This window comes from Mesorhizobium sp. BR1-1-3 (assembly GCF_020165455.1).
GTDB classification, from domain to species: domain Bacteria; phylum Pseudomonadota; class Alphaproteobacteria; order Rhizobiales; family Rhizobiaceae; genus Mesorhizobium; species Mesorhizobium ciceri.
The window spans coordinates 234,252-245,091 of the sequence record NZ_JAIUIC010000008.1; the positions used below are offsets into that span (position 1 = coordinate 234,252).

At 64.5% G+C, this 10,840-nt stretch carries 14 protein-coding genes; 8 read left to right on the plus strand and 6 right to left on the minus strand.

The window, feature by feature from the left end:
* Positions 1-148 precede the first annotated feature (148 nt).
* From LB559_RS19770 to LB559_RS19785, 4 genes are read right to left on the minus strand one after another with little or no spacing between them, the layout of a single operon-like run.
* Entirely contained in the window at positions 149-1,285 is a 1,137-nt protein-coding gene (locus LB559_RS19770) for an ABC transporter permease (RefSeq protein WP_224674788.1), read from the minus strand.
* Complete coding sequence (locus tag LB559_RS19775; protein ID WP_013528656.1) at positions 1,282-2,202, minus strand: ABC transporter ATP-binding protein; 921 nt, start codon at positions 2,200-2,202, stop codon at positions 1,282-1,284. Before LB559_RS19775 ends, LB559_RS19770 begins: the two co-directional genes overlap by 4 nt.
* Positions 2,199-3,152, minus strand: a complete 954-nt coding sequence (locus LB559_RS19780; protein WP_224674789.1) for an HlyD family secretion protein — start codon at positions 3,150-3,152, stop codon at positions 2,199-2,201. The genes LB559_RS19775 and LB559_RS19780 overlap by 4 nt, the downstream gene beginning before the upstream one ends.
* Entirely contained in the window at positions 3,149-3,847 is a 699-nt protein-coding gene (locus tag LB559_RS19785) for a CerR family C-terminal domain-containing protein (protein WP_224674790.1), read from the minus strand. Before LB559_RS19785 ends, LB559_RS19780 begins: the two co-directional genes overlap by 4 nt.
* Positions 3,848-3,937: 90 nt before the next feature.
* Here LB559_RS19785 and LB559_RS19790 point away from each other — a divergent pair, with 90 nt between their 5' ends.
* The 3 genes from LB559_RS19790 (at position 3,938) to LB559_RS19800 (ending at position 6,234) form a co-directional block, all read left to right on the plus strand.
* Complete coding sequence (locus tag LB559_RS19790; protein WP_013528659.1) at positions 3,938-4,411, plus strand: CYTH domain-containing protein; 474 nt, start codon at positions 3,938-3,940, stop codon at positions 4,409-4,411.
* Positions 4,408-5,340, plus strand: a complete 933-nt coding sequence (locus tag LB559_RS19795) for a CHAD domain-containing protein (protein WP_224674791.1) — start codon at positions 4,408-4,410, stop codon at positions 5,338-5,340. The genes LB559_RS19790 and LB559_RS19795 overlap by 4 nt, the downstream gene beginning before the upstream one ends.
* 87 nt (positions 5,341-5,427) lie before the next feature.
* The gene (locus tag LB559_RS19800) at positions 5,428-6,234 is read left to right on the plus strand and encodes a lipo-like protein (RefSeq protein WP_224674792.1); all 807 of its coding nucleotides are present in this window, start codon (positions 5,428-5,430) and stop codon (positions 6,232-6,234) included.
* A gap of 54 nt (positions 6,235-6,288) precedes the next feature.
* On the opposite strand, the gene LB559_RS19805 is transcribed toward LB559_RS19800, so the two are convergent.
* Positions 6,289-7,260, minus strand: coding sequence for a helix-turn-helix transcriptional regulator (locus tag LB559_RS19805; RefSeq protein WP_013528662.1), 972 nt, complete (start codon positions 7,258-7,260; stop codon positions 6,289-6,291).
* Positions 7,261-7,439: 179 nt separating this feature from the next.
* Here LB559_RS19805 and LB559_RS19810 point away from each other — a divergent pair, with 179 nt between their 5' ends.
* Genes LB559_RS19810 through LB559_RS19825 form a run of 4 tightly spaced genes read left to right on the plus strand, consistent with a single transcriptional unit; the run spans position 7,440 to position 8,913 of the window.
* Positions 7,440-7,583, plus strand: coding sequence for a hypothetical protein (locus LB559_RS19810; RefSeq protein ID WP_023813481.1), 144 nt, complete (start codon positions 7,440-7,442; stop codon positions 7,581-7,583).
* An 11-nt stretch (positions 7,584-7,594) separates the two neighbouring features.
* The gene (locus LB559_RS19815; protein ID WP_127365456.1) at positions 7,595-7,939 is read left to right on the plus strand and encodes a hypothetical protein; all 345 of its coding nucleotides are present in this window, start codon (positions 7,595-7,597) and stop codon (positions 7,937-7,939) included.
* Positions 7,932-8,450, plus strand: a complete 519-nt coding sequence (locus tag LB559_RS19820) for a hypothetical protein (protein WP_224674793.1) — start codon at positions 7,932-7,934, stop codon at positions 8,448-8,450. Before LB559_RS19815 ends, LB559_RS19820 begins: the two co-directional genes overlap by 8 nt.
* A 22-nt stretch (positions 8,451-8,472) precedes the next feature.
* Entirely contained in the window at positions 8,473-8,913 is a 441-nt protein-coding gene (locus LB559_RS19825; protein WP_224674794.1) for a hypothetical protein, read from the plus strand.
* A 21-nt stretch (positions 8,914-8,934) separates the two neighbouring features.
* Here LB559_RS19825 and LB559_RS19830 read toward each other — a convergent pair whose 3' ends face one another.
* Entirely contained in the window at positions 8,935-9,735 is an 801-nt protein-coding gene (locus LB559_RS19830; protein WP_127366869.1) for a helix-turn-helix domain-containing protein, read from the minus strand.
* 113 nt (positions 9,736-9,848) lie between these two features.
* Between LB559_RS19830 and LB559_RS19835 the strand changes: the two genes are divergently transcribed.
* Complete coding sequence (locus LB559_RS19835; protein WP_224674795.1) at positions 9,849-10,709, plus strand: SMP-30/gluconolactonase/LRE family protein; 861 nt, start codon at positions 9,849-9,851, stop codon at positions 10,707-10,709.
* Positions 10,710-10,840: the final 131 nt, after the last annotated feature.

The window sequence follows — 10,840 nt, forward strand, 5'->3', positions numbered from 1 at the left end:
ATTATTTTGATGGGCTTGGACCCCTTTTCAGGCACGGGAGGCGCCTTGACCGCCTTCTTAGTTGCTGCGTTCAAGGGCTCTTCGGAATCGGTGGTCTCAATCTTGCGCGCCAGTTCACATATATAATCGCCCTCCACGAGCGCGGCGTCTAATCCAGCGTCCGCCGGAATCGCACCAATGCTACGCCGGCAAACAAAGCCACGAACACCACCAGCCAACCGATCTCGCCGGCCACCGCCGCCAGTTCGGCGCCCTTCAGCATCACCGCGCGGGTGATGCGCAGGAAATGCGTCAGCGGGAAGATCTCGCCGAAGATTTGTGCCCAGTCCGGCATGCCGCGATACGGGAACATGAAGCCGGACAGCATGATCGACGGCAGGAAGAAGAAGAAGGTGAGTTGGAGCGCCTGCATCTGCGTGCGGGCGATGGTCGAAATCGTGTAGCCGAGCAGCACCAGCGCCAGCACGAAGATCAGCACGGCCGTCAGGAGCAGCGACATCGATCCGGTGAAGGGGATGGCGAACAGAAGTTTCGCCGCCGCCAGCACCACCACCACCTGCACGCCGCCGACCGCCAGATAGGGCAGCACCTTGCCCATCATGATCTCGAGCGGGCTGGACGGCATCGCCAGCAGGTTCTCCATCGTTCCGCGCTCGGTCTCGCGTGTCAGCGCGATCGAAGTCATCATCACCATGGTCATCTGCAGGATGACGCCCAGCAGGCCGGGCACGATGTTGTATTGCGAGGTGCCTTCGGGATTGTAGCGCCGGTGTACGACGACATCGAGCTGACCCTTGGCGGCCTCGGCGGCGGCTTCCTGCGTGCCTTGCGCCCTCAGCAGCGCCTGGCTGGCGACTGTGCCGAGCGTCGAGATGGCGCCGCTTGCCACCGCCGGGTCGGTGGCGTCGGCCTCGATGAGTATCTGCGGGTTGTTGCCGCTCTCCACTCTCCTGGCGAAATCGGCCGGGATGGTGACGACGAAGGCAACGTCGCCGCGCGATATCAGGAACTCGGCCTCGGCGGCACTTTGCGCGACATGGTCGAAACGATAGTAACCGGTGGTCTGCAGCGCCGCGACAATGGCGCGCGTATAGGGATCGTTGCTCGTCGCCACGAGTGCTGCCGGCAGGCTTTTCGGGTCGTTGTTGATGGCGTAGCCGAAAAGCACCAATTGTATCAGCGGCACGCCGAGCATCATGGCGAAGGTGATGCGGTCGCGCCGCATCTGGATGAATTCCTTGATCAGCAAGGCGCCAAGCCGGGCGAAGGAAAAGACGCTGTTCATGCCATGTTGTCCTTCGAGCCGGACATGAACTGGATGAAGACGTCCTCGAGGCTGGTTTCGCCGGGCGAAACTTTCACGCCCTTGTGCTCTCTCTCGACATCGGCAAGCGCGGCTTCGAGCTTCTTCTTGTCGGAGCCGACGACATGCAGCGTCGCGCCGAACGGCGCCACCTGATCGACGCCGGGGCGGCCCTGAAGCGCTTCGGCGACCTGATCGAGGCGCGGACCCTGCAGGACGAAGGTGGTCAGCCCGGCATTTTTCACCACTTCGGCGACAGTGCCGGTGGCCAGCATCTTGCCATAGGAGATGTAGCTGATGCGGTGGCAGCGCTCGGCTTCGTCCATATAGTGGGTGGAGACCAGCACGGTCAGCCCGCCGCTGGCGAGGCGATGGATCTCGTCCCAGAACTCGCGCCGCGCCTTCGGGTCGACACCGGCCGTAGGCTCGTCGAGCAGCAGCAATTTCGGCTTGTGCATGATGCAGGCGGCCAGCGCCAGCCGCTGCTTCCAGCCGCCCGACAAGGTGCCGGCCAGCTGGTTGCGGCGCGACGTCAGGCCGAGGTCCTCCAACGTGCTCGCGACATGCTCCTCGACCGGCTTCAGCCGGTAGAGCCGCGCCACGAATTCGAGATTCTCGCCGATCGTCAGATCCTCGTAGAACGAGAATTTCTGCGTCATGTAGCCGACTTCGCGCTTGATGCGCAGGCTGTCGGTGCGGATGTTGAAACCGAGCACCGTGCCTTCGCCCTCGTCCGGCGTCAGCAGGCCGCACATGATGCGGATGGTGGTCGTTTTGCCCGAACCGTTGGGGCCGAGAAAGCCGACGATCTCGCCCTCGGCAACCGACATCGTCACATGGTCGACGACGGTCTTGTCGCCAAAGCGCTTGACCAGGCCGTGGACGTCGATGGCGTTCATCTTGCGCTGTCCGCCAGATCGACATCGACGATCTGGCCGGGCTGCAGCGGGCCGGCATCGCCCTCCGGCCGCGCCTCGACCAGGTAGACCAGCTTCTGCCGGTTCTCGAGCGAATAGATCACCGGCGGGGTGAACTCGGGATCTGGCGAGACGTAGCTGACGCGCGCCTTCACATCCGGGCCGCAGCCGTCGCAATGGACGCCGAGCAAGGTGCCGACCTTGACCGAGGAGAAGGCGCTCTCCGGGACATAGACGCTGAGCTTGACCGCGCCGTCGGGCAGGATCGAGATGACAGGCGCGGTCGGACCTGATGTATCGCCCGGATTGCGGATGACGTCGTTGACGCGGCCGGGCGAAGGGGCGGCCAGCACCCGTTTCGACAGCCGCCACTGCGCCTGCTCCAACGCGGCCTGCGCCTGCTTGACCTGATTGTCGGCGGCCTTGATCGTCTCGGGGCGCGCCGGCAGGCCGCCGACGGCGAGATTGGATTTGGCCTGGCCGACCTGCGCATTGGCCGTTTCGAGCGTGGCCGACGCGGTGTCGAAATCCGCTTGCGTGCCGGCGCCGCGCTTGAACAGATCGGCGGCGCGGTCGTATTTGCGCTTGGCGTCGGCGGCCTGGGCGCTGGCCATATCGACCTCGGCCTTCAGCACGGCGATCTCTTCCGGCCGCTTGCCGATCTGCAGGTCGGCGAGTTGTGCCTGCGCCTGTGCAAGGCTTGCCTGCGCCTGCGCCACAGCGATCTTTGCATCGGCGCTTTCCAGCGTCACAACGGTGGTGCCGGGCATGACACGGTCGCCGCGCTTGACCGTGACGGTCTCTACCTGCGCCACCTCGATCGGCGCCAGCAGCACGTAGTCGCCTTCGACATAGCCGACGGCCAGCGGTGCTGCCGGGGCACAGGCCGAGAAGAGCTGCGCGGCGAGCGGCAGCGAACACAGAAAGCTCATGGTCTTTGCCCCTTTGTCTTTGCCCCTTTTCTGGCGGCCAGTATGGCCTTGAGATTGCCCGATGTGACCGCCACCACCTTGGCGGCCTCCGCGGCGCCGATATCGGGCCAGCCCATGCGGCGCATCACCGCCTCACGGCCGATGCGGAAATAGATGACCTGGCCGATCAGCGTGAACACGGTGAGCCTTGTGGCCTCGCTTTCGGCGGGCTCGCCAGTTGCCTGTTCCCACAGCTGGCACAGCCGGCGATGGCTCGGCTCGAAGACACCGTCATAGATACGATCGAGGGCTGCCGTTGGATGGGAAAGTTCGCGCAGGATGAACTGCACGATCTCACCGGCCTGCGGACTGGCCACGACAAAGCCGACCATTCGCTCCAGCGCCGCGAAGAGCTGCGCCTGCGCTGCCTCCGGACCGACCGGCGCGGGCGCCTGCGCATTGCCGAGCGCCGGGCCGGCGACCGTCTGGATGGTCTCGACGATAAAGTCGGCGGCGGCCGTGCGAAGACCCTCCTTGCTTCCGAAATGATAGGCGATCGAGCCGATATTGGCTTGCGCCTCGGCGGCGATCTCGCGCGTCGAGGTGCCATCGAAGCCCTGCCGTCCGAACAGCTTCAGTGCCGCCTGGACAAGCGCCGCGCGCGTCATCTCGGCGGGCTCGCGACGAAGAACTTTGGGCTCAGGTAGTTTGATCATGAGCGCACTTTAATCAATCGATTGATTAAAGTCAACTTCTGTTCGTCATTGTCTTGCCATCGACGGCGGCAAACGCTTTAGTGCGCGGCCATGGGCAAGGAAGTCGAACGAAAATTCCTGGTCACCAGCACCGCATGGCGGGAGTTGGCCGAGGCCAATATCCGCATTCTCCAGTTCTATCTCGCTGCCGGCCCCGGGCGCACAGTGCGCATCCGCATCAGCGACGGCACTTCCGCCAAGCTGACGCTCAAATTCGGCAGCAAAGCGCGCGAGCGCGACGAATTCGAATACCCGATCCCGCTGTCGGAGGCGGTGGAGATGCTGGACTTCGCCATCGGACGTGTCATCGAGAAGACACGTCACCATGTTAGGCACCGTGGCTATCTCTACGAAGTCGATGTCTTTGGCGGACCGCTTGCGGGACTTGTGGTCGCCGAACTTGAGACGCCGGAGGACGTGCCGGACGAAATGCTGCCCGACTGGCTCGGCCGTGAAGTCACCGGCGAGCAGAAATTCTACAACGCGTCGCTCGCCCTTGGTGGGATTCCGGAGATCGCCGCATGAGCTTTCGCATCGATCCGCGCCTGCCGCTGACCGGCGAGGTCAGGAGAATCCTTGCCGAGGAGATCGGCAAGGCGCTGCATCATCTTGACGCCGCACGGAGCCGGCCGGAACAGGCGCTGCACAAATGCCGCAAGCGGCTGAAGAGCGCTCGCGCCTTGTTGCGGCTTGTTCGTTCCGGTGACGAAACATTCTGTGAGACAGAAAACCAGTGCTACCGCAACGTGGCGGCCCTGCTTGCCGGCCCGCGCGAGGCGACAGCGCTGATCGAGACCATCGACCGCCTGGCGGCAAGCTTTCCCAAGGAGAGCGCCGACGATGGGCTGGGCGCGGTTCGCGACAGGCTGATCGCGCGCCAGCATGAATTGCACGAAGGTACAGGGCTCGAAGCGGCGATCGGCGCGGCGACCGCCGCCTGCGAGGAGGGCCTGCACCGCATCGGCACGCTGGCCTTGCCCGACCAGCCGGAACAGGCGGCCGACGTGCTTGCCGAAGGCGCCCGCGTCACGCTGCGCCGCGCCAGGAAGGCGCTCGACAAGGCCGGATCGCGGGGAGCGGCCGATGATTTCCACGATCTGCGCAAGGCGGCCAAGACCCACGGCATGCATCTGTCGCTGCTCGGCAGGCTGTGGCCGACACCGATCAAGGCAAGGCGCAAGGCGGTCGACGAACTGGGCGAGCGGCTGGGCGACCTGCACGATGTGCTGGTGATGCGCGCCCTGCTCGAGACCGACGACCGGCTGCTCGGGCCGCCCGAGGACACGAAACTTCTGGCCAAGCTTTTGAAGCGGTCGGAAAAGCAGCTGAAGAAGAGCTGCCTTGCCGAGGCGGCCGAGCTGTTCGGCGACAGTCCCAAACGCTCGACACGCAAACTGGCCCGCAAGGCGCGCGACGATCTGGCTGCGCCGCCGGAAGAGGCCGCGGCATCGTAGGATGACTTGGCGCTCTTCCTCTCGGTCCGGACGGAAGAAAGGCGTGCGCTAGCCCTCATTACCCGCCCATGCTAATCGCCATGGAGTATGACCGAGCCCGGCGACACGCTTCTGGATCGACTTGGCCGCTGGCTTGCCGGCCGGCTGCAGGAAGAATCGTCCGGCTACGAGCCCTACACCCCCTCCGATGCCGAAACGCTGCGTCGCACGCTTGAGCCCGGCGACATCCTGCTGATCGAGGGCAACCAGAAGATCTCGGCGGCGATCAAGTACCTGACCCAGTCGACTTGGTCGCATGCGGCCTTCTATATCGGCGATGCCTTGCCCGCGCCGGCGGACGGCTCGGAGCGGCCGCGCCTGATCGAGGTCACGATCGGCGAAGGCTGCGTCGCCGTTCCATTGTCGCGCTACCGCACCTACAACACCCGCATCTGCCGGGCGAGTGGGCTGGCGCCGGAGGATCGCGACAAGGTCGTCGCCTTCATGATCGGCAAGCTCGGCCTGAAATACGACCTCAAGAACATTTTCGACATGCTGCGTTTTTTCTTCCCGACACCGCCGGTGCCGGTGCGCTGGCGCCGCCGCATGCTGGCCTTCGGTTCCGGCGATCCGACACGGGCGATCTGCTCGACGCTGATTGCCGAGGCCTATGGCCAGATCCGCTATCCGATCCTGCCCGAGATCACCCGTGCGCTCGGCCGCGCCTCGGCGCAGTCGAACTATTCGCGCAAGGAAATCCTGCACATCCGCCACCATTCGCTCTACACGCCGCGCGATTTCGACCTGTCGCCCTATTTCCGCATCGTCAAGCCGACGCTGGAATATGGTTTCGACTACCGGGCGGTGACCTGGGACGACAAGCTTGCCGATTCCGGGGCGAAGGCCGCCGAATAAACGCGATCAAATGAGTCCAGCCGCTGCACAGGAGCGCTGGCCGGCGGCCGGGCGTCAGTGCTTGCAAGCCGCGGCCCGCACGTCCGAGGGTGTGGCGTCATAACGGCGACGGAACGCCCGGTTGAAATAGGAAAGGTCGTTGAAGCCGGCCTCGTAGGCGATCGCGGTGATGCTGCGTCCGGCATGGCGCGGATCGCCGAGCATGCGATGCGCGCGCGCCAGCCGCTGGGTCATCATGAAATCAATCAAGGATGTGCCATCGCTCTCGAACAGCTTGCGGACGTAGCGGGCCGACAGTCCGTGGCGGGCGGCGACGTCCTGCGCCGACAGGTCGACATGGCCACCATGCGCGACGATATCGGCCTTGATGGCGCGCAAGCGGGCAACGCTGACGCCGCGGCCGCGTGCGATCTGGGCCGCATCCCTGGTCGCGCCCATGGCGAGTGCGGCAAGGTCGAAGACATGCGCCGCCGCAAGGTGGCAGGCCTCCGCAGTCAACTCGTCTCCGACCTCCTGGATCGAGCTGATATAGTCGAGCAACAGCCGCATCGCCCCGCTTTGGGTCGGCAAGGGCCGCATAAGAACCGCGGCCGGATCGCCGATCAGAGGCGAAAGCTGCTTGCGCGAAAAACTCAGATTGACGAAGCGAAACCCGCCGGCGCCGATCAGGTTGAGGCCAACCTCTTCACCGCTCATCATCAGCGCCTGGCCGTTGCCGACCGCCTCCTCGCGGCCGCGATGCTTCATCACACTGCCCCCGTCGAGGGCCGCCAGAAGAACGAAGTCGTCATTGTCGATCAGCGACGACGTACGATGCACCCGGAATTCCGATGAGCTGCCGGTGGCGATGCCGAGGCCTGGCAACGCGCGCACCCGCATGTCGATCTGCGCCGGCGCCAGCGGATCGAGGTCCACCCTCAGAACTGTGCGGCCGTAAACCTCACGCGTGATCTCGACGCGATCCCGCTCCGGAAACATCTCCGTCGCCAGCCTGAATGAAGCTGACGTCCCCATCGTCGCAGTCATCGACACCCCCCATGCCCAAGAGCGCGGTCATATGCGCCGGAGCCTGCAAAACGTCAATCCCGGGCCGTTTTGGCCGCTTTCAGTGCCGTTCTGTCCAAGCTGCCCCCCTTTTATGCCCCTAGTTTGCGGCGCGATTCCGGAACCGGAACCGCATTGGCGGCAATCCAAAGGGGGGCACGATGTTTCATTTGCAACTGTTCAAGACGCTGTCGGCACTGGCTGCGGCAGGGTTCAATCCGCGTGTCTATCTGCTGTCGATCGCCTTGGGCAACGCAGTGACCGATCATCGCGAGGCCAAGCTGCCGCCGCGCGCTGCCCGATGATGAGCAGCACCATGAAAAAGAGCATTTTCCTGGCCCTGACCATTGCCCTGGCGGGCTGCCAAACGGGCCAGGTCGACGACAAGCCGGCATCGATCGCGAGCGCGGCCGGCAGCAAGAAGGCCCGGAACGAACCGACGACGGAAACGGCCTGCGCCGATGCGGCCAAGAAGGCGGCGAAGGCGCAGACCAATGCGGCTCTGCTCGGCGGTGTGCTGTCGATGGCGGGGGGTCTTGGCGGTCTGGCTGGCAATGGTGGGGTCATTGCCGGCCAGGCCGCCTCGATCGGCGGCTCGGTTCTGCAGTCCCAGGCAACGAGCAGTGCCCGGGCCGGCATTGCGCAGGACTGTTATGGCTGAGCGGCGTTTCGCAGCCATGCGCCGGCTGGCCGGCGCGCTCGCACTTGCCGGCATGATCTTCGACAGCCCGCAGGCCTTGGCCCTGACAGCGCGGGACGCGTCGGCGGTCGTCGGCCTGATCGAGGCCTTGCAGCCCGAATTCGGTCAGTTCGCCTATGACGAGGAGATCGCCGCCGACTGGTACGAGCGCGATGCCGCGGACAAGGGCTTGATCGGCACAGCCGGTTTCACCGCCGACAGCTGGAAGGTCGCGCTTGGCGAGACCATGCGCGGGTTCCTGGCGACGATGCCGGTCGCGGAACTCGATGCCATTTTCGCCAAGCTCAGAAATGCCATATCCGGCATGAGGGAGCTGACCGAGGCACAGAAGACGGAGACCATCGACGCCATCGACGAAGAGGTCGAAGGCTTGATGATTTTGCGGACTGAGGGCGATCCCTTCGCCGACGTCGTCAGGCCGCTGACGCCAAAAATCCGCAGCCTCATCCTCGGCCCGGTGATGGGGCAATAGGATGTTGGGCAACAGGAAACGGGTGGCCGGAAAAGCAACTCCGGGCGGGAGCCTCGAGGCCGAACATCGCGATATTTTTCCAGCCACGGCACGTGCCGGGCGAGGCAGCCCGATCGCGATGCTGATCTGCCTGCTGGCCTCCGGCTGCAGCCAGACGGCCGCCAGCCCGCCGATCACGCCAGACCAGCATGCGCAATTGGCGGAGTTGGCGGCCGGCCCGGACTCGCCGGCAGGCCTTGGCGAGGCCCTGGCTGCAGTCGAGGCGACCAGGAAAATGCGGGACTGCCGGGCGCGGATGAACGAGACGGTCGGGCAGATGAAGACGATGGGCGCCGTCAATGGCGCGGTCGGCGTCGCCGGTCGCATGGCGGGTCCGGCGGGCAAGACAGCGGCAAAAATGGTGGCGGTCGGCACTGCCAGGGTCGTGCGCGGCAAGCTCAGCCGCCAGATGCAATCGTGCTGAGACGATTGACGCGGTGCCTGGTCAGGCCGGCAGCGGCCGCCGTCCTTTCGCGGCGGCGGGCGTATCAGGCCTCGCCCCGGCATCTCGCGCGTGTGGCCCGATCGGCATGATTGCCGGAAATGGCGTCGCGCCAAAGGCAAACGTCCATTTGTAGCCGATCAGGCCATCCTCCGGCGTCGTGTGCTGGTCGTGATGGGCGAGCAGCTTGGCGCGGTCGGCGAGATCCTCCGCCTCGCGCCGCACCATTTCAGCCGTCTCCGGCCGCATCCGCCTGGAGAAGCTGACGAAGGTCGCTTCCTTGTCGATATGGGTGATGGCCCAGCCGATGAAATTCTTGTTGGTCATCTCGAACAGCGGCCTGAGCGGCCCTTCGAAGTTCCACTGGATCGGCGTCTCGACCAGCAGTCTCGCCGAAAGACCCCGTCCGAGCGCGATCAGGCCGAGTTCCTCGAGATCGCGCAGATAGAGGAACATCGAAGCCTCGCTCAGGCCTTGTGAGCGCATGATGCCTTCGGGCGTGAACTTTTCTGACAGCATGACGAAGATGAACAGCAGCGCCGGCCGGCCGGCGAGCTTGCGCTCGATCTCCGGCGCGATGTGGTTGACCGGCCCAGGCCCCCGGTTCATCGAGCCGAGCACGTTTTCTAGTTCGACACCGGCAGCAGCGCAAATCTCCATCAGCCGGTCGAGCTTGCAATTGCGCTCATGGAAGATACGCTTCACCGTCGGTTCGGAAACGCCCATGCGTTCGGCAAGCGCGCGATAGGTGACGCCCTTCGCCTTCAACGTCCGCTTCAGCGCCTGGAAGATCAGACCGTTCATCGGATGCACCTCTTGCCGCTAGTTTCGTATCGATATTCGATACTAGCGGTGTCAGGCCTTTCCGGAAAGTATCGAAAGCCATAGCTCTGCCTCGTCATCTCAGGAGAGCAGTCATGAACACCCTCATCACCTCAACCTTTATCGCCGTCATCGGCATTGCCGCAGTGCCCGCCGCGGAGGCAGGCGAACTCTGGCGCGCCACCGGGCTCGAACAGCCGGAATCAGCCCTGTTCGACGCCGCTGACAATCGCATCATCGTTTCCAACATATCAGGCAATCCCGGCGAGGCCGACGGCAACGGTTATCTCTCCGTGCTGTCTCTGGACGGCAAGACGGTCACCCAGCACTGGACCGACGGCATGGACGCACCCAAGGGTATGGCGATCTCGGGCGGCAAGCTCTATGTCGCCGACATCACGAAAGTCCGCGTCGTCGACCTCGCCAGCGGCAAGCTGGTCGCCAGCATCGCGGTGCCGAACGCGGTCTTCCTCAACGACATGACATCGGACCAATCCGGCAAGGTCTATGTCACCGACATGCTGGCCGACGCCATCTACCGCATCGATGGCGACCGGCCGGAGCTGTTCGTCAAGGACGGGGCATTGGCTTCACCCAACGGCATCTTCGCCGATGGCGGCCGATTGATCGTCGCCTCCTGGGGCAAGGGCATCAAGCCCGACTTCAGCACGACGGAGCTTGGCGGCCTGCTGTCGGTCGACATCGCCAGCAAGGTGGTTTCGCCCTTGCCGGCCGCCCAGAAATTCGCCGATCTCGACGGCGTCGTAGCCATCGGCGGCACCATCTATACCACCGCCTACATGACCGGCACGCTCTACCGCTATCATGCGGGCGGCGCGCCGGAGGTGGTGGCGCAGTTCAAGCCGGGCAGCGCCGACATCGGCACCGATGGCAAGTCGATCCTTTATGTGCCGTTGATGAACGAAGGCGAGATTGTGGCGCTGAAGCTCGACTGAGAGCCATGGTCGGCGCCTCGGGGCAGAGCTGCGAGACGTTCGCAGCCGTGAGGGGAAAGTTCGTTCGTCGGCGATGATCACCAACTCGAACTTGTCTTGTGGCTAGTAAACGACGTCCGCCGGATCGGCCC

What these genes read in the sequence shown, in the direction of transcription:
- LB559_RS19770 (WP_224674788.1), bottom strand. Translation starts at nt 1,285, where the DNA reads ATGAACAGCGTCTTTTCCTTCGCCCGGCTTGGCGCCTTGCTGATCAAG.
- LB559_RS19775 (WP_013528656.1), bottom strand. Translation starts at nt 2,202, where the DNA reads ATGAACGCCATCGACGTCCACGGCCTGGTCAAGCGCTTTGGCGACAAG.
- LB559_RS19780 (WP_224674789.1), bottom strand. Translation starts at nt 3,152, where the DNA reads ATGAGCTTTCTGTGTTCGCTGCCGCTCGCCGCGCAGCTCTTCTCGGCC.
- LB559_RS19785 (WP_224674790.1), bottom strand. Translation starts at nt 3,847, where the DNA reads ATGATCAAACTACCTGAGCCCAAAGTTCTTCGTCGCGAGCCCGCCGAG.
- LB559_RS19790 (WP_013528659.1), top strand. Translation starts at nt 3,938, where the DNA reads ATGGGCAAGGAAGTCGAACGAAAATTCCTGGTCACCAGCACCGCATGG.
- LB559_RS19795 (WP_224674791.1), top strand. Translation starts at nt 4,408, where the DNA reads ATGAGCTTTCGCATCGATCCGCGCCTGCCGCTGACCGGCGAGGTCAGG.
- LB559_RS19800 (WP_224674792.1), top strand. Translation starts at nt 5,428, where the DNA reads ATGACCGAGCCCGGCGACACGCTTCTGGATCGACTTGGCCGCTGGCTT.
- LB559_RS19805 (WP_013528662.1), bottom strand. Translation starts at nt 7,260, where the DNA reads ATGACTGCGACGATGGGGACGTCAGCTTCATTCAGGCTGGCGACGGAG.
- LB559_RS19810 (WP_023813481.1), top strand. Translation starts at nt 7,440, where the DNA reads ATGTTTCATTTGCAACTGTTCAAGACGCTGTCGGCACTGGCTGCGGCA.
- LB559_RS19815 (WP_127365456.1), top strand. Translation starts at nt 7,595, where the DNA reads ATGAAAAAGAGCATTTTCCTGGCCCTGACCATTGCCCTGGCGGGCTGC.
- LB559_RS19820 (WP_224674793.1), top strand. Translation starts at nt 7,932, where the DNA reads ATGGCTGAGCGGCGTTTCGCAGCCATGCGCCGGCTGGCCGGCGCGCTC.
- LB559_RS19830 (WP_127366869.1), bottom strand. Translation starts at nt 9,735, where the DNA reads ATGAACGGTCTGATCTTCCAGGCGCTGAAGCGGACGTTGAAGGCGAAG.
- LB559_RS19835 (WP_224674795.1), top strand. Translation starts at nt 9,849, where the DNA reads ATGAACACCCTCATCACCTCAACCTTTATCGCCGTCATCGGCATTGCC.